This window comes from Nitratireductor sp. PBL-C9 (assembly GCF_050877045.1).
In the GTDB taxonomy this organism is placed as follows: Bacteria; Pseudomonadota; Alphaproteobacteria; order Rhizobiales; family Rhizobiaceae; genus Nitratireductor; species Nitratireductor aquimarinus.
Genome location: NZ_JBPAXW010000010.1, coordinates 72,586 through 93,520, shown reverse-complemented (window position 1 = coordinate 93,520; position 20,935 = coordinate 72,586). Strand labels below are relative to the sequence as shown.

The window sequence follows — 20,935 nt, the reverse complement described above, 5'->3', positions numbered from 1 at the left end:
ACATATGCGCCGGGTTGCCATGGCCGCTGGCCTTGTGGCCCTGCTCGCCATTGGCGGGGCGGTGACACTCGACCGGCTGGACGCGGCCTATCCGCCGCCGCTTGATCCCGCCCCGCTTTCGGTGGAGGTGCTCGACCGAGACGGGGCGCTGCTGCGGGCCTATGCGGCGTCTGACGGGCGCTGGCGTCTTCCGGCGGATATCGACACGCTCGACCCGCAGTTTCTCAAGATGCTGGTCGCCTATGAGGACAAGCGCTTCTGGTCGCATCCGGGTGTCGACATGCGCGCGCTTGGCCGCGCCGCATTGCAGCTCTTGCGGAACGGGCGCATTGTCTCGGGCGGGTCAACACTGTCGATGCAGCTTGCCCGCCTCACCGAGCCACGCGCGGCGCGCAGCTTCAGCGCCAAGTTCCGGCAGATCGCGCGGGCGCTTCAGATCGAACGCAGGCTTTCCAAGCGGGAGATCCTGGAGCGCTACCTGACGCTCGCGCCCTATGGCGGCAATCTTGAAGGGGTGCGCGCGGCGAGCCTCGCCTGGTTCGGCAAGGAGCCGCACAAGCTGGGGCTGGAGGAGGTTGCGCTTCTGGTCGCCCTGCCGCAATCGCCGGAAGCGCGCCGGCCTGACCGGCATCCGCAGACGGCAAAAGCCGCGCGCGACCGGGTGCTTGCGCGCATGGCGGGGGCTGGCGTCATCATCGAAAGCGAGGTCGCGCGCGCGTCTGAGGCGAAGCTTGCCGGGCGTCGTCTGCCCATGCCCGCCTATGCCGCGCATCTGGCCGATGCGGTGGTGCAGGCGGAGCCGGATGAGCGTGTGCATCACCTGACCATCAGCCGGCGCGCGCAGGCGGGCCTTGAGGAAGTTGCCGCCAGAGCGGCGCGCGGGCTGGGGCCGCGCGTTTCCGTGGCGATGGTTCTGGCGGATGCGCAGACCGGCGCGGTGCTCGCGCGGGTCGGGTCGGCAGGGTATTTCAACGCCGCACGCGCGGGCTGGATCGACATGAGCGTGGCAGAGCGCTCGCCGGGCTCGACGCTCAAACCCTTCATCTATGGCCTTGCCTTCGAGGAGGGGCTGGTGATGCAGGAAACCATGATCGAAGACCGGCCTGGCAATTTCTCGGGCTATCGCCCGCGCAATTTCGACATGGCCTATCAGGGCGACGTTTCGGTGCGCACGGCCTTGCAGATGTCGCTCAACGTGCCGACGATCCGGCTGCTTGATGCAGTGGGGCCGGTGCGGCTGGTGGCGCGCATGCGACGTGCTGGCGTGCCGCCCGCGCTTCCGCCCGGCGAGACGCCGGGCCTTGCCATCGGGCTTGGCGGTGCGGGGCTGACGCTGGAAGGGCTGGTGCAGCTTTATGGCGGGCTCGCCAATCGGGGGCGGGTGCGCCCGCTGCATTATCTGGACGATGCAGAGATTGCCGCGCATCCCCCTTCCGTGCTGACGCCACAGGCCACATGGCAGGTCGCGGACATCCTGTCCGGTGTCGCGCCGCCCAGCGACGCGCCGCGTCTCGGCATCGCATACAAGACGGGCACGTCCTATGGCTACCGCGATGCGTGGTCGGTGGGCTATGACGGGCGGCATGTGCTGGGCGTGTGGGCCGGACGGCCCGATGGCGGCGCGGTGCCGGGGCTGACCGGCTATCTGGCTGCCGCTCCCATCCTGTTCGAGGCGTTTTCACGCTCGGGCGTGGGCATCGTTCCGTTCCCGCCTGCACCGGCAGGCGCGATCCGGCTTGCCGCGTCCAATCTTCCGTTTCCCATGCGGCGATTCTCCGTCTCGGGCGGCGGGTTTCGCGCCGGTGCACCGGTGGAGCCCGCGCCGGAAATCGTGTTCCCGCCGCAGGGTGCGCGCATCGATGTGGGGCTTGCGCGTGGGGCGCGGGTCATGCCGCTGGCGCTCAAGATCAATGGCGGGCGCGCGCCGTTCCGCTGGCTGGCCAATGGCGAGCCGCTGCCGGACGCCTATCGGCGGCGCAGGGCAAGCTGGGTGCCCGATGGCGGCGGCGCATCGACCCTGACGGTGATCGACGCGGCCGGACGTTCCGCCAGCGTCGATGTTTTTCTGGAATAGATCAGGCGGCTTCCGCGAGCGCCTTCAAAACCGTTTCGCGCATGGGCATGGGAGCGACTGCGCCAAAGCCCTGAGTGGAAAGGGCAGCGGCCGCATTGGCGTAGCGCGCTGCCTCGAACGGGTCGCCATGGCGATTGAGCTCGGCGAGGAAATTGCCATCGAACGTGTCGCCCGCACCCGTGGCGTCTACGGCGCTGACCCTGATGCCGGGCACGCGGCGGCGCTCGTCGGGCGTGGCGACGAGGCAGCCATCCTTGCCGAGCGTGAGCGCGACGATGCCTGCGCCAAGACCCAGATAATGATCGGCGATGGCGTCCGGGTCGCTGATGCCGACGAGCTGTTCGGCGTCTTCCAGACCGGGAAGCGCGATGTCGGCCTTGCGCATGGCGGCTTCGGTCAGCGCACGGGCGCGCTCGAGCGGCCACAGCTTCAGGCGCAGATTGGTGTCGAACGAGACTTTGGCGCCGGCGGCACGGGCAATGTCGATCGCTTCGAGAACCGCATCGCTCGCATCGGCGCTGATGGCCATGGAGATGCCCGAGACATGCAGGATGTCGGCATTCTCGATGGCGCTGCGGGGCAGGTCGCGCGGGGCGACGCGGCTCGCCGCCGAACCCTTGCGCAGATAGGAGAAGACGTGGCCGCTCTCGCCATGGCTGACGAAGTAGACACCCGTATGGGCATCCGGATTGCGCAGGACATGGCGGGCGTCTACGCCATTGTCTGCCCAGAGCTGCATCAGGCTGTCGCCGAACTCGTCTGCGCCGAGCGCGGTGAAGAACCCGACCGATGCACCGGCGCGCGCGGCTGCGATGGCGCAGTTGGAGGTGTCGCCGCCATGGCCGAAGAGGTAACGGCCCGTGTCGTCCACCTGGTTGAACTCGATCAGCGGTTCGCCCATGCAGATGATCTTCGGATGGCTCATATCGGCAGTCTCCTCCTGTTGTCGCAGCGTGCGCGGGCTTCTCTTTAGAGCATTTTTATTGCGGGTGGAATGTTGTGCCGTGTACGGGGGTGCTTCAGCGTGCGCCGCGCCCGAACAGGACCGTTCTGATCGTCGAGAGAATGATCAGCATGTCCAGATCAAACGACAGGTGTTTGATGTAGTAGAGGTCGTAGGAGAGCTTGGTGATCTCTTCCCGGGTCGTGCTTGCATAGCCGGAATTCACCTGTGCCCAGCCGGTGATGCCCGGAAGAACCATGGTGCGGTGAATGAATTTGGGCTCTTCCGCCTCGCTCGCCTGCGCCACGTATTCGGCCACGGGGCGTGGGCCCACAAGGCTCATCTCGCCGCGCCAGACATTCAATAGCTGCGGGAGTTCATCAAGCCGCGTCCGCCGCAGGAAACGGCAGCCCTTGATGATGCGATCGTCATTAACCTGCGTCGAGCCGCCCTGACGCCCATGATACATGGTGCGGAACTTCAGCATGTTGAAGGAGCGGCCGCCGTAACCCCGGCGGGTCTGCACGAAAATGGCGGGGCCGCCATCCAGTATGCGGATGTAGAGCCCAGTCAGGACGCCGAGGGGCACCGTAATTGGCGCTGTAATGATGACAGCGATGAGGTCCAGAGCCCGCTTGGCCTTGGAATAATAGATCTGGCTGGGCGTGTATGCGAGATGCGAGACGTCGAATGCATCCACATCGACACGGCCATCGCGCAGTTCGAGGAAATTGAACCAGGGCGTGACATCGACGCCGACCATGTAGGCCTTGGTCAGAAAGCCTGACCATTCGGGATTGTGATGGGTCTTGCTGTCGATCAGGATGCGGTCGTAAGCGCCGATATCGGCATTCTTGTCGGTGATGACCGCGACCTTGCCTGAAAGGCGGCTGGCCACTTGACGGGCGCCAGGAAAGTCCAGCAGTGCGATGTGATCTTCCAGCGAGCGGTGAAGACGCAGATTGGCAATCAGCATCATCACGGTAGCGATGGGGTAGGTGACCAGAAGCGCAGAATAGCTGACTGGGATGCGCAGGCCCGACAGGAGCGCCACGACAGCGGTAAAAAACACGAATGTGATAAAGATGGCTATCGTGAAGGTGTTTTTCTGCCGTCGAAATCCAAGCAGAGCCAGGGCTGCGATGAAGGGCAGCGCAAACAGGAAGGCGCAAACGATGGCGAGATTGCCCCAGTCGCTGCGCGATGCATTCAGTATGAAAGCCGTATAGACAAGGCATTGAAGAATGCCCGCAGCGAGGATTTCCGGCAGCATGGGGCGCAGATTGCGCAGCAGCCGGCGCTTGCGCAGGGATGCTCCGCGATCGAGAACATCTTCAAGATCGGGCGTTGCCTCCAAAGACGGGTTGCGCTTCAGAGCACGTCTGGCCTTGCCCTCTACGGGAGCGGACTTTTTTCCCGTTGGTTTGGAGGCGTCGTTCAAATCTTCTTCCTGCCCAGCGTGTACGAGCTGATACGATTGCGCTTTGCCACATGTTGATCGTATCCGCAATCTTCAGTTTGCTATGTTCTATATGCAATCAACCAGAGCGGGCGGTGTGGCGACGAATTTCGATTCGCCGTACATTAGCTGTTGAAGTGTGCCGTGTCCCCTTATGCAATGGTGCGGCTGTCAAATTGTGACACTGGCATTTACGTTTGGCCACTGAGGTCCTATCAAGCCCGCGTTTCAGCAGGTTGTTTCGTCTCATGTATCGCCAAGCCTATATTTTTCTGTGTCTGACAACCCTGTTCTGGGGCGGCAATGCCGTGGCCAGTCGCCTTGCTGTCGGCCATGTTTCGCCCATGATGCTGACAACGCTGCGCTGGATCCTCAGCTCCTCACTGCTGGTTTTTTTCGCGTGGCCGCATCTCAAGCGTGACTGGCCGGCCATTCGCGCCAAGCTTCCGCTGCTGGCGTTTCTTGGCATGATGGGCTTCACCGGGTTCAACGCGCTGTTCTACAGCTCCGCCCAATTCACCTCGGCAATCAACATCGCCATCGAGCAGGGCGCGATCCCGATGGTGATTTTCGTCGTGAATTTCCTGCTCTTCCGGCTGCGCGTGACATCGCTGCAGGTGGCCGGGTTCATGTTGTCCCTCGTGGGGGTGGCGATTGTTGCGAGCCACGGCGAGTTCGCGCGTCTGCTCGATCTGGATGTGAATTTCGGCGATGCGCTGATGCTTGTCGCGGTCCTGCTTTATGCGGCCTATACGGTCGGCCTGCGCCTCAAGCCCGACATCCATTGGCTGAGCCTGATGTTCGTGCTGTCGCTGTTTGCCCTTCTCGCCTCGTTCCCGCTGGTCGCCTGGGAGGCGGCGACGGACCGGTTGATCGTGCCGGATGCACAGGGCTGGATGGTGGTGGGCTATGTGGTCGTGTTCCCGTCGCTCCTCGCCCAGAGCCTCTATATTCGCGGCAATGAACTGATCGGCGGCAACCGTGCCGGGCTGTTCATCAATCTCGTGCCGATCTTCGGGACGCTTCTTTCCATCGTCATTCTTGGCGAGGACTTCTTTGCCTATCACGCCGTTGCGCTGACGCTGGTGCTCGGCGGCATCTGGCTGGCAGAACACAGCGGACGCAAAAATGCCGGCGCATAGCGCCGGCATTCTGTCTTCCCGATTCTGAAACCGGTCGCTTATCCGGCCACGTCGAACGAGAGTGGCTTGGCGGACAGGATGACATCGGTTGCGCGGAGCTCTTTCAGGACATCCGCAGGGAACGGCGCGTCGAGATAGAGGAGAGCGATCGCATCGCCGCCCGGCCGGTTGCGGCCCAGCTGGAAGTTGGCGATGTTGACCTGATGCTTGGCGCAGATCGAGCCCAGCAGACCAATGATGCCCGGCACGTCGTAATTGGTCGTGTAGAGCATGTGCTGGCCGACCTCGGCGTCGAGGTTGATGCCCTTGATCTGGATGAAGCGCGGCTTGCCGTCGGAGAACACCGTGCCGGCAATGGTGCGCGTCTTCTTCGAGGACTTGACGGTCAGCTTGATGTAGCCGTCGAACACGCCCGACTTGTCGCGCTTGACTTCCGACAGGATGATGCCGCGTTCCTTGGCCATCACCGGTGCGGACACCATGTTGACGTCGGCCACCTGCGGACGGATCAGACCGGCAAGGGCGGCGCTGATCAGCGCGCGGCGGTTCATCTCCGTGGTGGAGCCGTCGAACAGGATCTCGACTTCTTCGATGGCTTCGTCGGTCACCTGGCCGACAAACGCACCGAGCACTTCAGCGAGCTTGATGAAGGGTTTCAGGCGCGGCGCCTCTTCGGCGCTGATCGAGGGCATGTTGATCGCGTTGGTGACCGCGCCCTTCGTCAGGTAATCCGACATCTGTTCGGCCACCTGGATGGCCACGTTCTCCTGAGCCTCGCTGGTCGATGCGCCCAGATGCGGGGTGCAGACCACGTTGGGCATGTTGAAGAGCGGGTTTTCCGTTGCCGGCTCCGTCTCAAACACGTCGATGCCGGCGCCTGCGACCTTGCCCGATTTGAGTGCTTCCACCAGATCGGCTTCGTTGACCAGACCGCCACGCGCGCAGTTGATGATGCGCACGCCCTTCTTCATCTTGGCGATGGCGTCCTTGTCGATGATGCCGCGCGTCTTGTCGGTGAGCGGCGTGTGCAGCGTGATGAAATCGGCGCGTTTGAAGAGGTCTTCAAGCTCGACCTTCTCGACGCCCAGCTCTGCCGCGCGCTCTGCCGAAAGGAACGGATCGAAGGCAACGACGTGCATCCGGAGCCCGATGGCGCGCATGGCGACCACGGAACCGATATTGCCGCAGCCGATCACGCCCAGCGTCTTGCCGGTGATCTCGACACCCATGAAGCGGTTCTTTTCCCACTTGCCTTCGTGGGTCGAGGTGTTGGCCTCCGGGATCTGGCGCGCAACGGCGAAGATCATGGCGACGGCATGCTCGGCGGTGGTGATGGAGTTGCCGAAAGGCGTGTTCATCACGATAATACCACGGCGCGAGGCAGCCGGAATGTCGACATTGTCGACGCCGATGCCGGCGCGGCCGACAACCTTGAGATTGGTGGCGTTGTTGATCAGCTTTTCGGTGACCTTGGTCGCCGAGCGGATGGCGAGGCCATCATACTGGTCGATGACGGAGAGGAGCTTTTCCTTGTCCTTGCCGAGGTCGGGCAGGTAATCCACCTCGATGCCGCGATCCTTGAAGATTTCAACGGCGGTGGGCGAAAGTTTATCGGATACGAGTACGCGGGGCGCCATCAGGGCCTCCTGTTGCTTTGCAATGAAATCAGGGGTGGCGGCTCCGCGCGCGGAGCCGCAAATTCAGCGTGAGCCTGTCAGGCTGCGGCCTTGAGGCCGGCCTTCTGCGACTGGAATGCCCAGTCGAGCCACGGCATCAGGGCTTCCAGATCGGATGCCTCGACAGTCGCGCCGGCCCAGATCCGCAGACCCGAAGGCGCATCGCGGTAATGGCCGATATCGTAGGCGACACCCTGCTTGGCGAGAGCCGAAACCATGCCCTTGGCGAAGGCCGCCTGATCGGCCGCATCGAGTGCGGCGATCTCGGGATCGACGATCGACAGGCAGACCGAAGTGTTGGAGCGCGTGGCAGGCACTTTGGCCAGATGATCGAGCCAGTCGCTCTTGCGCACGAACTCGTCGATCACGGCGAAGTTCGCATTGGCGCGGTCGACAAGACCGTCGAGGCCGCCGACGGACTTCGCCCAGTTCAGCGCGTCGATATAGTCTTCCACGCAAAGCATGGACGGCGTGTTGATGGTCTCGCCGCGGAAGATGCCTTCAATCAGCTTGCCGCCCTTGGTGAGGCGGAAGATTTTCGGCAGCGGCCATGCCGGTGCGTAGTTTTCCAGGCGCTCGACGGCGCGCGGGGACAGGATGATGACGCCATGCGCGCCTTCTCCGCCCAGAACCTTCTGCCAGGAGAAGGTGACGACATCGAGCTTGTCGAAGGGCAGGCGCTGGGCGAATGCAGCCGAGGTGGCGTCGCAGATCGTCAGGCCCGCACGGTCGGCGGGAATGAAATTGCCATCGGGAACGCGGACACCCGAAGTGGTGCCGTTCCAGGTGAAGACGACATCGCGGTCGAAATCGATTGTGCCGAGATCGGGCAGGTCGCCGTAGTCGGCTTCGATGCGGCGCACGTCTTCGAGCTTGAGCTGCTTGACGACATCCGTCACCCAGCCGGCGCCGAAGGATTCCCATGCAACCATGTCGACGCCGCGTTCGCCGAGAAGCGACCAGAGCGCCATTTCGACGGCGCCGGTGTCGGATGCGGGCACGATGCCGATGCGGTAATCCGCGGGCACCTGCAGAATTTCACGGGTAAGGTCGATGGCCTCTGCCAGTTTCGCCTTGCCGACGGACGAACGGTGCGACCGGCCAAGGGGAGCGTCGGCAAGCGCGTCAAGCGACCAGCCGGGACGTTTGGTGCAGGGACCTGAAGAAAAATGGGTATTGGCCGGACGGTTGTCCGGCGTGGGGAGTGCGCTCATGATATATCCTATCCTTACAGATAGCACGCCTCTCGGTGGGGAGAGGTGGCCCACGGACGGAGTTACGCCGATCCGTTTTTCCAGTCAAGTGCGGCATGATCGCCCGATGCGGCGTTAAAACATGCAGCGACAATGCCAGCATGGTTTCCATGGGAGCCTTGAGGCTCTATAGAGGCCATTCGTTTTCTTAATCATCCAGGCGGGGGACCCGCCGGACGTTGCGCCGGGAAGGACTTTTTCATGGCAAATGTGGTGGTTGTCGGCTCGCAGTGGGGCGACGAAGGCAAGGGCAAGATCGTTGACTGGCTGTCGGAGCGCGCCGATGTGGTTGCGCGTTTTCAGGGCGGCCACAATGCCGGCCACACGCTGGTCATCGATGGTGTGAGCTACAAGCTCTCGCTGCTGCCCTCCGGCGTCGTGCGTCCCGGCAAGCTTTCGGTCATCGGCAATGGCGTGGTCTTCGACCCGCATGCATTTGTCGCCGAGATGGGCCGTCTGGCCGAGCAGGGCGTGAATGTCACCCCCGACCGCCTGAAGATCGCCGAGAACACGGCGCTCATTCTCTCGCTGCATCGTGAACTCGACGGTTTCCGTGAGGACGCCGCATCCAATTCCGGCACGAAGATCGGCACCACCCGCCGCGGCATCGGCCCGGCTTATGAAGACAAGGTCGGCCGTCGTGCGATCCGGGTCATGGATCTGGCCAACACCGACACGCTGCCGATGAAGATCGACCGTCTGCTCACGCACCACAATGCGCTGCGCCGTGGCCTCGGCCATGAAGAAGTGACGCATGAGGCGATCATGGAAGAGCTGACCTCCGTGGCCGACAAGATTCTTCCCTATGTGGATCGTGTCTGGAAGATACTCGAGGACGCGCGCCGCGCCGGCCAGCGCATCCTGTTCGAGGGCGCGCAGGGCACCATGCTCGACATCGATCATGGCACCTATCCCTTCGTGACCTCCTCCAACACGATTGCCGGTCAGGCAGCCACGGGCTCCGGTCTCGGGCCGGGCTCCATCGATTATGTGCTCGGCATCACCAAGGCCTACACGACCCGTGTTGGCGAAGGTCCGTTCCCGACCGAGCAGGACAACGAAGTCGGCGAGTTCCTCGGAACGCGCGGTCATGAGTTCGGCACCGTCACGGGCCGCAAGCGTCGCTGCGGCTGGTTCGATGCGGTTCTCGTGCGCCAGGCCGTTGTCGCAAACGGCATGAACGGCATCGCGCTGACCAAGCTCGACGTTCTGGACGGCATGGACGAGATCAAGATCTGCACGGGCTACAAGCTCGATGGCGAACTGATCGATTATCTGCCGGCGGGCCAGGGCGCACAGGCGCGTCTCGAGCCGGTCTATGAAACGCTGGAAGGCTGGAAGGGCACGACCAAGGGCGCGCGCAAGTGGACGGACCTGCCGGCGCAGGCTGTCAAATATGTGCGTCACGTCGAGGAGCTGATCGGCGCGCCGGTGGCTATTCTTTCCACCAGCCCCGAACGCGAAGACGCCATACTTGTGACCGATCCTTTTCAGGACTAGTTTCGCGGGCAGAACTGCTTTGCGTGTCCGTGGGGCGGCTGCGCGATCAAAAAAGTAAAACAGGTTTGATAAGGCATGGCGGATTTTTCTGCGGTTCTGAAGAAAACGATCGATGCGCTTTCGGAGAATTCTCCGGAAGCGCGTGAGCGCGTTTATCAGAAAGCCCGAATGACAATCGAGAACAAGCTTGCCAGCGTGAAGCCGGCGCCCTCTGCGGCGGTGGTGGAACGTCAGCGCAAGCTGCTCGAAGACGCCATCGCCAAGGTTGAGGCTGAATACGCACCACCGCCACCGCCCGAAGAGCCTGATCAGGACGAGCTGGACCAAATTTTTGCCGAGCTTGATGTCGACCCGGTAAAACCGGCCGACCCGCTCTACGGCAATTTCGCCGCACGGCCTGACGAGAAGGCTCCCGCCCCTGTTGAAACCGGCGATGCCGCAAAGGCGGATGACGGTGCGAAAGACCCTGTCGTTGCCGGTGTGGAAGAGCAGGCGTCCGACAGGGATCGTGGCGTCGATGGACCGGAAGCGGGGCTGGAAACGCCGCCCCCGCCGCCGCGCGCCAAGGGGCGCAAGGGCGTTTCCGGCGGTCTGATCGCGGCGCTTCTGCTGCTCGTGGCGATTGCCGCGGGTGCATGGTTCTACAAGGACGATCTTGCAGGTCTCGTCGGTGGCGGCGGGGAGCAGGTTGCGACCGACAGCGGTGAGGCGGCCACGCCTGCCGCTGGTGAGAGTTCCGGAGACGACGGCGCAAACACTGCGGCCGCAGGCGGCGAAGACGCCACTGCCGAGCCGGCAGCGCCCGAACCGGCGCGCAAGTTTACGCAGCGCCTCCTGCCCGATGGCCGCGAGGTGGATGACGGGCCGGCTGGCGGGCAGCCGGGACTGGGTGAGGGGACTTCGGTCGCGCAGGCGACCCAGACTGGTGACGGGGCTTCGCAGGGCGCACCTGCCCAGAATGGCGATGCGGGTGCCGATCAGGCGCTTCCGGTTGGCCAGAAGGCGATCTTCTATGAAGAGCGCACCAGCGTTTCGCAGGGCTCTGCCGATGTCGGCGCCGTGGTCTGGTCCGTGGTGCAGGAATCGCCGGGCAATGATCTTCCGCCGGAGCCGGCCATTCGCGCCGAGGCGACCATTCCCCAGAAGAACCTGCAGCTGAAAATGACGATCCGCCGCAATGCGGATGAATCACTGCCGGCAAGCCACATCATGGAAGTGATTTTCCTGACGCCCGACGAGTTCGAGGGCGGCAGCATCGACAATGTCCTGCGCGTTTCCCTGAAGCGCTCCGAGCAGGATACGGGCAATCCGCTGCTTGGCATTCCGGCCAAGATTGCAGATGGCTTCTTCCTCGTGGCGCTCAGCGACAGCGCGGCCGATATCGAGACCAATCTTCTGCTGCTGCGTCGCCAGCGCTGGATCGACATTCCCATCGTCTACAAGTCCGGACGGCGTGCGCTCATCACCCTTGAGAAGGGCATTCCAGGCGAGAAGGTCTTCAACGATGTTCTGGCAGCCTGGCAGAACGCGACGAGCGGCTAGAGCCACTTGCAGTCAGGCGCCCTGTCTGACGGCTGGCGTGAAATTCGATGAAACAAAAAAGCCGGCGGGATCACCGCCGGCTTTTTTCATTCTCAATTGCGGAAGGCGCGTTCAGGCACCTGCCTGCCGATGGGCCTCGGCGGCCAGTGTCTTCGCAGCCAGCGCCTGCTGGCGGGCCGAATTCTGCACCGCTTCCTGCACCTTCTCGAAGGCGCGGACCTCGATCTGGCGAACGCGCTCGCGGCTGATGTCGAACTCGCCCGACAGTTCTTCCAGCGTCAGCGGGTCTTCGGAAAGACGCCGTGCCTGGAAGATGCGCTTCTCGCGATCGTTGAGCACGGACATGGCGTCGCCAAGCATCTGGCGGCGTGTTTCCAGCTCATCCTGTTCGGCCAGCATGTCTTCCTGGCTCTCGCCGTCATCCACCAGCCAGTCCTGCCACTCGCCGGACTCGCCTTCCGTGGCGCGGATCGGCGCGTTGAGGGACGCATCGCCCGACAGGCGACGGTTCATCGACACGACTTCTTCCTCGCTCACTTTGAGACGGGTGGCGATTTCGGAAACCTGCTCGGGGTTCAGGTCGCCGTCATCGAGCGCCTGAATCTTGCTCTTCACCTTGCGCAGGTTGAAGAACAGTCGTTTCTGGTTGGCCGTGGTGCCCATCTTCACGAGGCTCCACGAACGCAGGATATATTCCTGGATCGAGGCCTTGATCCACCACATCGCATAGGTGGCGAGGCGGAAGCCGCGCTCCGGTTCGAATTTCTTGACGGCCTGCATGAGGCCGACATTGCCTTCGGAAATGACTTCGCCGATCGGCAGGCCATAACCGCGATACCCCATGGCGATCTTGGCCACGAGGCGCAGGTGGCTTGTCACGAGCCTGTGCGCAGCCGCCGTGTCGTCATGCTCCGAATAGCGCTTCGCAAGCATGTACTCTTCTTCGGGCTGCAGCATGGGGAAACGGCGAATTTCCTCCAGGTAGCGGGTCAGACCGCCTTCGCCCGTGGCGACGCTGGGTAATGTCTGGGCCATTAAGCACCCTCCTTTGCCGGATCCGCCCTCATGCGGGGACGCCTTATGTCTTGGCGTTTGCTGGGATGGGAAACAGCGCGATCATCTTTGATGCACCGCACCATATCCCATATAGGAACGATTCCCGACAGTTAAAGTCTCACTCTGCTGTCAACATTGTGTCACCAGATGGTGGACACTATTATTGTACCGACTATTACAAAATATCAAGTGCCTTTGTCAATGCCAGCAGATCGGCGGGCAGATCGGCCTCGAAACGCATCAGTTCTTCGGTTTCCGGATGCCGGAAGGCGAGGAGGTGAGCATGCAGAGCCTGACGCGGAAAAGCGGCGACTGTGGGGCGTATCTCCTCGGGTAACCTGTTGGCCTTGGTGCGGAAGGCGCGGGCGTAATCCCGGTCGCCGATGAGCGGGTGGCCGATATGCGCCATGTGCACGCGGATCTGGTGCGTGCGTCCGGTTTCCAGCCGGCATTCCACACGTGCAGCAAATGCATTGCCCGCGCCGTCGGTTCCATAGCGCTTCTGCACCCTGTAGCGGGTGACGGCGTGGCGTGCGTCGCTGCGGCCGGCGGGCACCACGGCGCGCAGCGTGCGGCTCTGTGCATGGCGGCCAAGCGGTGCGTCGATTGTGCCTGCCATGCGCTCCGGCGCGCCCCAGACAAGGGCGGTATAGGCGCGTTCCAGGTCGCCGCTGCGACCGTGATCGGCAAAGGCTTCCGACAGGAGGCGGTGGGCATTGTCGGTCTTGGCGACGACCATCACGCCTGTCGTGTCGCGGTCGAGGCGATGAACAATGCCGGGGCGGCGCACGCCGCCAATGCCGGCAAGGCTGTCGCCGCAATGGTGAAGCAGCGCATTGACCAGAGTGCCCGACCAGTTGCCGGGGGCGGGGTGCACCACGAGGCCAGCCGGTTTGTTGATGACGATCAGCGAGGCGTCTTCATAGAGAACATCGAGCGGGATGGGCTCGGGTTCCGGTTCCGCCGGCTCCGCCTCGGGCACGATGAGGGCGTAGACCTCGCCTTCCGCGACCTTGTGCTTGGTCTCGGTGACCGGGACTTCGTCGCAGCGTACGGCGCCTGCGCGAATGAGCGACTGCAGGCGGCTGCGTGAAACCGCCGCGCCCAGCCGGCCCGAAAGCCAGCGATCAAGCCGCTCTCCGGCGTCTTCGGGGTCAACGGTGAACGCTTTGCTTGCGTCTGCGTCTTCCCATTCGTTGTGGTCTTCGGTATCAGGATCGCGCATTGAGATTGCTTTCAAAACGGTGAGACATGGCCACGCCAGAAGAACAGGAAACCCCGGAGCAGGAGACGCTCGATCCGGCAGCCGAGCGAGTGCGCCGCAAGATGGTCCGCTTCATGGGCATCAATCTGGCCATTCTGTTCACCGCGGTTATGGCGGTCGTGCTCGCCTTTGTCTACAAGACGCTGAGCGAGAAGCCGGAGGAGCCGGCGGCCGCGATTGCCCTGCCGGGTGACGCCATGGAAGGCGTGATCGATCTGCCTGAGGGCGCACGGGTTCTTTCGCAGTCGCTCGACGGCGCGCGGATCTCCCTGCATGTGCGCCTGGCCGATGGCGGTGAAGAGCTTCGTCTTTACGATCTTTCGAACGGTATCATGGCCGCACGGTTTACGTTGCAGCCCTGATGATCGGGGTCGGCCAAAAAAACTTGGCCGAATTCACAAAGATCGCAAAACGGCTGTTGCATTCGGCCGCGAACGCGCCTATATCGCCGCAATCGCTGCGCTCCCATCGTCTAGCGGTCTAGGACGCCGCCCTCTCACGGCGGAAACAGGGGTTCGAGTCCCCTTGGGAGTGCCACTTCTCCTCTTTAGCATAACCTTTCATTAACGGTGCGGCCGGGCAGTTGTCCGTCTGATGCTTCAGCCATTTACCCAAACCGTGCGTTCGTCTTACGCTGCGTCATTGGGTGGAAGCCGAAGGACATTGCCATGATCCGCTTATGCGTCGCCTTGCCTGTTCTCGCTCTTCTTGCGGGCTGTGCCCACAATCAGGTGGCGTCCGGAGATGATCAGACGGTGAAAGACGATCAATCGCCCGCGCAACTCAGCGAAAAGAACCGTGCCGGAAATGCGGGTGCTTCGCCCGGGGCTGAGGAAGTCGGAGGTTATGATCGGGCGCTGAGGGCGCAGATCCCGGGCTGACCGAAGCAACGTCAGAGTTTCCCGGCGCGCGTGTCGGCTTTGATCCTTTCCGGTCCGTATTTTGTGTTGCGGGCGGAAGAACATCACACCGCATTTCCAGCACAATTGCCTGAAAACCATCAATACATCTTGCCCCTCAGGGCGAATCGCCGGCGGATGCGCGATTGCGTTTGCAGGCGAGCATGCAGCATTGAACAGGTGGGCGGATGAGTGCGGGGCAATACGGGGTGGCGGTGCTTGGCTGGGTCAAGGCGCTTTTGATCGTGCTGTTGATGGGCGCGGGCTGGTCGTTCGCCACCATGCTCGTGAGTTTTCCGCTGTTGACCGAACTGGTTCCTTCCAGAGGCTGGCTGGATCTTCGAGCCTTTGTGCTGGTCGTTTATCTGATGCTGCAGGCTTTTCTGGCCGGTGGCTGGATCGGCTGGCGAATGACCAGGGGGACGCCCTTTCGCGAGGCAGTCTCCAGCAAGATGTTCTGGATCTTCAATCTGGGCATTGGTGTAGCGGTGTCGCTGCTGCTTGCAATCTGGGCGTAAGGCCCGGAAGGGAAGCTGTCTCTGCCGAATGCGGCGCGGCTGGGTGAGCGAAACGCAGGGGCAATCTGGCGTGTCGTCTCCGCTCCTCAGGAAGCGGAGACGTATTGCGTCGGTGCAAGCTCTATAGTGCCTTGTCGTTGCGGCGTGCGCGCTCGCCATCGCTGAACGTGCCCAGCTTGCCGTCGACGGTACATTCGCCGCCCCATTCGGGGTTCGGGCAACTGACATTTGCAGCCTGACAGCTATAGGCATTGGTTACTTCACGGCCGCCGTACATTTCCTTCACGTAGCATTTTCCATAATGCTTGGTGCCGGTGGCAGCCTGTGCGGTGGTGGCCATTGCGCCGATGGCGACCAGCGCGATAGCGAGTTTTTGCATTACGCTTTTCATGAAGTCCTCCAGAAGTTTTATGCCCCTGCAGGTAGAAAAGCCGAATTCACCTGAACCTGTACTGTAATCGCTATTCACTCCCGGTTCAGATCCAGCTCAAGGCATGATCTGGTGGGCGCACACTCCAGCGAGAGGCAAGCTCCGCCTGTCATATTGGTGCGAATCGACTTTATGGTTAGCATATCGTCAGGGCTTGACCGTCAGGCTGAGCATACGTGGTGCATGCGCATATCTATCGCTATGTGCCTCTGAAGGGAGCAACTGAGTTTGGAGACCGGCGAAGGCGCAGGTTTCGCGCAGAGATTTTCCGGTGATGAGCTGACCGAACTGCTTCGGTCGGCTGCCGGCTGGGTTTGGGAAACCGACCGGCAGCACCGGCTTGTCTGGATCTCCGGGGAATTCGAAAGCGTCACGGGGCTGAAACCGGAGCGCTTTCTCGGCCGCTCGCGCATCACGCTTGCCCGCAATGCCTTCCATCCGGTCAGCGATGTTGAGGCGCATGAAGCCCTGCTGGCCGCGCGTAAACCCTTCAGCCAGTTCATCTACGATCTCGTGGGGGGCGCGGAGCAGTGCCGCTGGATCTCCGTTTCCGGTTTTCCGCGCTTCGATGAGCGGGGAGAATTTCTGGGTTACCGGGGCGTCGCGCACAATGTGACGTCGACCATGGATTGCCTGCGAAACGGGGCGAATGATGATGAGGGCGACGGGGCGCCGCTGCCATTTCGCTTCAGCGGCGCGGATGGGCATCTGACCCGGCTGATGGCGGCGCTTGACGTTACTCATGACGCCTTCTGCTATTACGATGCCGATGACTGTCTGGTGCTCAGCAACCGGGCGATGATCGAGATGTATGCCGGGCTGGAAGATGTGATCCGGCCCGGAACCTCGTTCGAGGCGCTTTTGTGGGCCGGCGTCACGCGGGAGATCTGGTCAACCGAAGGGCTGGGGGCGGATGCCTGGATACGGCAGGTTCTTGACCTGCGGCAGAGCGAAGAGGCCTTCGAAAGCGTGCTCCGCTTTCATGACGGCCGCTGGATCATGCACCGCGAGAAGCGGCTGGTGGATGGTGGCCGGATCGGCATCTGCACAGACATCACAAGGCTCAAGCGGCATGAAGATGCCCTCGCCGACGCCCTTGAGAAGGCGAAACTCGCCGAGGCCATTCTCAACGAGTTGCCCAATCCGGTTTTCGCCAAGGATCAGGACCTGCGTTTCGTTCTGGTGAACCGCGCGTTCAAGCGCACGCTCGGCGATGATGTGCCGGACATTCTGGGCAAACGGGCGATCGATTTCGTCTCCCCGGAACTGGCAAGTGCGTTCGAGGAAAGCGAGCAGCGCGTTCTCGACACGAGCGAAGATTACGAGATCGAAGAGGATTTCGAGCAGCCGGGCATCGGCAATTACCGCATCGTGCGGAAGCATCGTGTCGAAACGCAGAGCGGCAAGCCCTATGTGGTCGGCGCGCTGTTCGACATCTCTGACATCCGCAAGCGCGAGAACGATGCCGAAGACGCGCGGCGGCAGCTTGCAGAAGTGCTTGAATCCCTGCCGGCAGGCGTCGTCATTTATGACCGTGATGATCATTATGTGCTGGCCAATCGCAAGCTGCACGAGGCCCTGCCGGCGATGATCCCGGCCATGCAGCCCGGCAAGACCCTGCGCGATGCGGTGCTGCTTGCACATGAGGCGGGATATTTTCGCCAGAGCGGCGATCCGGACCTCGATGCGCTTTATGATGTCGATCCCGAAGCCTGGATCGAAGGCTATCTCCGGTCCTATCAGGTTCGTCACCGGGTGTTTGAGCGCAGCCATGCCAATGGCCGCTGGTTCAAGGCGATCGATACCCGGACCGAAGACGGCACATTTGTCGGCGTGCGCGTTGATATCAGCGAACTCAAGCAGCGCGAGGAAGAACTCCGCAGCGCCCGTGAGGAAGCGATCATCGCGGACCGGGCGAAGTCTGAGTTCCTGGCCAATATGAGCCATGAAATCCGCACGCCCATGAATGGCGTTCTCGGCATGGCAGAGTTGCTTGCCAAGACGGACCTTTCGGCGAAGCAGAAGACATTCGCCGACATTATCCTGAAATCGGGCAATGCGCTGCTCAACATCATCAATGACATTCTCGACTTCTCGAAGATCGATGCCGGGCACATTGTTCTGGATGCAGGTCCGTTTCATCTGGGGGAGGCCGTCGGCGATGTGGTGACCCTGATGTCGTCACGGGCCAAGGAAAAGGATCTGGAGCTGATCGTGCGTGTGGCGCCGGGGCTGTCGCGCGCGGTCGTGGGCGATGTCGGTCGCATCCGGCAGATCCTGACCAATCTCGTCGGCAATGCCGTGAAATTCACCGAGAAGGGGCATGTTCTCGTCAATGTCAGCGGCCAGGAGACGGAGGACGGCAGGGTCGATCTGCAATTCTCGGTGACGGATACGGGCATTGGCATTCCGAGGGAAAAGCTCGCACTGGTGTTCGAGAAATTCAGCCAGGTTGATGCCTCTTCCACCCGCCGTCACGAAGGCACGGGGCTGGGGCTCGCGATCACCTCGCGGCTTGTGGATCTCATGGGCGGCGAAATCGGCGTCGAGAGCGTCGAAGGGCGCGGCTCGACCTTCTGGTTCACCCTGACGCTGCCGAAGGCCACGGATGCGGCGCCCCAGCCCTCGGCCCCCGGCGACGTTTCACACGCCCGAGTTCTCGTCGTCGATGACAATGCCGTCAACCGTATGATCCTCGGCGAGCAGATGGCCCATTGGGGCTTCGATGCCTGCGTTGCCGAAGGGGCAGTGGAGGCGCTGAACGTTCTGAGAGTGTCCACGGAGCTCGGGCTGCGGGTCGACTGTGTGGTCGTGGATTATCAGATGCCGGGCATGAACGGGCTCGACATGGTGGAGGCCATCCGCGCCGAACCCGAAATTGCGCACACGCCGGTGGTGCTGCTCACCTCCGTTGATCAGTCTCTGTCCGGTTTTGGCGCGCGCGACCTGTCCATCGCCTCGCATCTCATCAAGCCGGCGCGCGCCTCGGCGCTTCTGGATGCCGTGGTCAAGGCCATTCATGGCGGTCGAGAAGACGAGGGGGGTGACGGCGTGGAAGTCGCTGCGGAGCCGGAAGTCCGGTCCGATGAAGTGGAGCCTGCAACCTTCATCTCCGAGCCGGAACCGCCGGTTACCGCAATGGGCGGCATCGATGTGCTCGTTGCTGAAGACAATGAGGTGAACCAGCTTGTCTTCCGCCAGATCCTGAGCGAAGCGGGGCTTTCCTTCGAGATTGTCGACAATGGCCGGCTGGCGGTTGAGGCGTGGGAGCACAGCCAGCCGCACCTGGTTTTGATGGATGTCTCAATGCCGGAGATGAACGGGCTGGAGGCAACGCGGGAGATCCGCCGGCTTGAGAAGGTCGCGCGAACGCGCGTTCCCATTATCGGTGTGACTGCGCACGCCCTGAAAGGTGATCGTGATCTGTGCCTGGAATCCGGGATGGACGATTATCTTTCCAAGCCGATCAGTCCGCGCGCGCTGATGGATAAGATCAACTCCTGGGTGAAACATCCGCGCAGAAATTCAATCTTGAAATGAGCCGGCTTTGATTGCTAACTGCCTGTAGGGCAACATTTTTATTCAAATTTTCTGAAAGCGACGCCGACTGGCGTGATCGCGCCATATAATAAACTTAAACCTCTCATTAAAGTTGAAATGATTGGTCGCTGGTTGACCTATCAGGCTTCCGGGCGGGCGGAGATCCACAGGGCCATGGGTGGTCCAAACGAGCCCCAACAGGATCTATCCGGGTTTTTAACCCAGCCAAGTGTGATTTGCCTTTCTCAGGCTTTCCCCCGCCCGGCTTTTTAAGCGGGTCCAACAGGCTTTCGGCCAAGTCTGGACCAGGCTCCTTGCCCCTCGGCCAGAACCTGTTTCTTCCCTTCATATGACAGTTTCCATGCGACGGCGTCTGTCTTGTCCGATCTGCGCCTTCTGTCGTCCTGATGGGCGAATAGTCTGAGAAACAACGGTTTTCTCATACGTAATCGGGCTGACATGTAAGTGTCATGGAACTGTTACACAGAGTTGTTATTCCGCTCCCCGACGCCGAGAGGGCGTCTGACCGAATTCCGAACAGGGAGCTGTCTCCAATGAACAAATTCCTCCTCACCGCTTCGGCGGCCACGATCGCCCTTGTCGGTGCGGTCGGTGCGGCTGCGGCCCGCGATCAGGTCCAGATTGCCGGTTCGTCGACCGTTCTCCCCTACGCGAAGATCGTTGCCGAGAACTTCGGCGAGACCTTCCCGAGCTTCAAGACGCCTGTCGTCGAGTCCGGCGGTTCCTCCGCTGGCCTGAAGGAGTTCTGCAAGGGCGTCGGTGAAGACACGATCGACATCGCCAACGCTTCGCGCAAAATCCGCGAAAAGGAAGTTGCTGCCTGCGCCGAAAACGGCGTGAAGGAAATCCAGGAAGTCCAGTTCGGCTATGACGGCATCGTCTTCGCCACCGACATCCAGGGCCAGGACTGGGCGCTCGAGCCGATCGACGTCTACAAGGCGCTGGCTGCCAAGGTTGCTGTTGACGGCAAGCTCGTCGACAACCCCTACAAGAAGTGGAACGAAGTCAATCCGGACCTGCCGGAGTGGGACATTGCTGCCTACATCCCGGGTGAGAAGCACGGCACCCGCGAAGTCTTCGAAGAGAAGGTTCTCGCTGCTGGCTGTGAAGCTGCTGGCGGTCTGAAGGCTGCTGAAGAGGCTGGCCTGGACGAAGACGCCGCTGAAGACGCCTGCATCGCGGTCCGCAAGGATGGCGGCGCGGTCGACATCGACGGCGACTACACCGAGACCCTCGCTCGCATCGACGCCAACAAGACCGGCGTTGGCGTGTTCGGCCTCTCCTTCTACGAGAACAATGCCGACAAGCTGAAGGTCGCAACGATCAACGGTGTCACGCCGACCGTCGAGACCATCTCGACCGGTGAGTATCCGGTGTCGCGTCCGCTTCAGTTCTACGTGAAGAAGGCGCACATCGGCGTTGTTCCGGGCCTCAAGGAATATGTTGAGTTCTTCCTCGACGACCAGATGGTCGGCCCGGAGAGCCCGCTTGCCGATTACGGCCTGGTTCCGGCTCCGGATGCAGAGCGCGACGCACAGCGCGAAGCTTTCTCCGCTGGCGAGACCATGTAATCCGGTTTTCGCATGACGACGCAGGCGGCTCATTGGCCGCCTGCGTT

General features: G+C 62.0%; 15 protein-coding genes and 1 tRNA gene. 9 read left to right on the top strand and 7 right to left on the bottom strand.

Features of this window, described 5'->3' with window-relative positions; all coding sequences use genetic code 11:
- Window positions 1–4 precede the first annotated feature (4 nt).
- Window positions 5–2,074 (top strand): penicillin-binding protein 1C, encoded by a 2,070-nt coding sequence (gene pbpC / locus ACRTG1_RS20125; protein ID WP_432517062.1) that lies wholly within the window; start codon window positions 5–7, stop codon window positions 2,072–2,074.
- 1 nt (window position 2,075) lies between these two features.
- Here the strand turns inward: pbpC and ACRTG1_RS20120 are convergent, their stop codons facing one another.
- A complete protein-coding gene (locus ACRTG1_RS20120) occupies window positions 2,076–2,999 on the bottom strand; it encodes a sugar kinase (RefSeq protein ID WP_299939072.1) in 924 nt (307 codons plus the stop codon).
- A gap of 94 nt (window positions 3,000–3,093) precedes the next feature.
- Complete coding sequence (locus ACRTG1_RS20115) at window positions 3,094–4,458, bottom strand: sugar transferase (RefSeq protein WP_432516967.1); 1,365 nt, start codon at window positions 4,456–4,458, stop codon at window positions 3,094–3,096.
- A 266-nt stretch (window positions 4,459–4,724) separates the two neighbouring features.
- On the opposite strand from ACRTG1_RS20115, the gene ACRTG1_RS20110 reads away from it, so the two are divergent.
- The gene (locus ACRTG1_RS20110; protein WP_432516965.1) at window positions 4,725–5,618 is read left to right on the top strand and encodes a DMT family transporter; all 894 of its coding nucleotides are present in this window, start codon (window positions 4,725–4,727) and stop codon (window positions 5,616–5,618) included.
- Window positions 5,619–5,656: 38 nt separating this feature from the next.
- On the opposite strand, the gene serA is transcribed toward ACRTG1_RS20110, so the two are convergent.
- Both serA and ACRTG1_RS20100 read right to left on the bottom strand, forming a co-directional pair.
- On the bottom strand, window positions 5,657–7,255 hold the full coding sequence (serA, locus tag ACRTG1_RS20105) for a phosphoglycerate dehydrogenase (protein ID WP_206545739.1): 1,599 nt from the start codon (window positions 7,253–7,255) through the stop codon (window positions 5,657–5,659).
- Window positions 7,256–7,332: 77 nt separating this feature from the next.
- Complete coding sequence (locus ACRTG1_RS20100; RefSeq protein ID WP_297565508.1) at window positions 7,333–8,508, bottom strand: phosphoserine transaminase; 1,176 nt, start codon at window positions 8,506–8,508, stop codon at window positions 7,333–7,335.
- 240 nt (window positions 8,509–8,748) lie between these two features.
- Here ACRTG1_RS20100 and ACRTG1_RS20095 point away from each other — a divergent pair, with 240 nt between their 5' ends.
- Both ACRTG1_RS20095 and ACRTG1_RS20090 read left to right on the top strand, forming a co-directional pair.
- Complete coding sequence (locus ACRTG1_RS20095) at window positions 8,749–10,047, top strand: adenylosuccinate synthase (RefSeq protein WP_206547968.1); 1,299 nt, start codon at window positions 8,749–8,751, stop codon at window positions 10,045–10,047.
- 75 nt (window positions 10,048–10,122) lie between these two features.
- A complete protein-coding gene (locus ACRTG1_RS20090; protein ID WP_206545742.1) occupies window positions 10,123–11,589 on the top strand; it encodes a hypothetical protein in 1,467 nt (488 codons plus the stop codon).
- A gap of 111 nt (window positions 11,590–11,700) precedes the next feature.
- Here the strand turns inward: ACRTG1_RS20090 and rpoH are convergent, their stop codons facing one another.
- Together rpoH and ACRTG1_RS20080 are read right to left on the bottom strand one after the other, a co-directional pair.
- The gene (gene rpoH / locus ACRTG1_RS20085) at window positions 11,701–12,624 is read right to left on the bottom strand and encodes an RNA polymerase sigma factor RpoH (protein ID WP_113153384.1); all 924 of its coding nucleotides are present in this window, start codon (window positions 12,622–12,624) and stop codon (window positions 11,701–11,703) included.
- A gap of 196 nt (window positions 12,625–12,820) precedes the next feature.
- Window positions 12,821–13,870: an RluA family pseudouridine synthase gene (locus ACRTG1_RS20080; protein ID WP_432516962.1), complete on the bottom strand. Its 1,050-nt coding sequence runs from the start codon at window positions 13,868–13,870 to the stop codon at window positions 12,821–12,823.
- Between the two features lie 26 nt (window positions 13,871–13,896).
- On the opposite strand from ACRTG1_RS20080, the gene ACRTG1_RS20075 reads away from it, so the two are divergent.
- The 3 genes from ACRTG1_RS20075 to ACRTG1_RS20065 all read left to right on the top strand — a co-directional run bounded on the left by ACRTG1_RS20075 (window position 13,897) and on the right by ACRTG1_RS20065 (window position 15,326).
- Window positions 13,897–14,271 carry a fimbrial protein gene (locus ACRTG1_RS20075; protein WP_317088677.1) on the top strand — a complete coding sequence of 125 codons (375 nt, stop codon included), beginning with the start codon at window positions 13,897–13,899 and terminating at the stop codon, window positions 14,269–14,271.
- Window positions 14,272–14,370: 99 nt separating this feature from the next.
- Window positions 14,371–14,446 (top strand) — tRNA-Glu (locus ACRTG1_RS20070).
- Window positions 14,447–15,017: 571 nt separating this feature from the next.
- Window positions 15,018–15,326 carry a hypothetical protein gene (locus tag ACRTG1_RS20065; protein WP_113153380.1) on the top strand — a complete coding sequence of 103 codons (309 nt, stop codon included), beginning with the start codon at window positions 15,018–15,020 and terminating at the stop codon, window positions 15,324–15,326.
- A 121-nt stretch (window positions 15,327–15,447) separates the two neighbouring features.
- On the opposite strand, the gene ACRTG1_RS20060 is transcribed toward ACRTG1_RS20065, so the two are convergent.
- Window positions 15,448–15,717 carry a hypothetical protein gene (locus tag ACRTG1_RS20060; protein ID WP_432516960.1) on the bottom strand — a complete coding sequence of 90 codons (270 nt, stop codon included), beginning with the start codon at window positions 15,715–15,717 and terminating at the stop codon, window positions 15,448–15,450.
- Between the two features lie 267 nt (window positions 15,718–15,984).
- Between ACRTG1_RS20060 and ACRTG1_RS20055 the strand changes: the two genes are divergently transcribed.
- Together ACRTG1_RS20055 and ACRTG1_RS20050 are read left to right on the top strand one after the other, a co-directional pair.
- Window positions 15,985–19,296, top strand: a complete 3,312-nt coding sequence (locus ACRTG1_RS20055) for a response regulator (RefSeq protein ID WP_432516958.1) — start codon at window positions 15,985–15,987, stop codon at window positions 19,294–19,296.
- Window positions 19,297–19,850: 554 nt separating this feature from the next.
- Complete coding sequence (locus ACRTG1_RS20050; RefSeq protein WP_113153377.1) at window positions 19,851–20,888, top strand: substrate-binding domain-containing protein; 1,038 nt, start codon at window positions 19,851–19,853, stop codon at window positions 20,886–20,888.
- The last annotated feature ends 47 nt before the right edge of the window (window positions 20,889–20,935 follow it).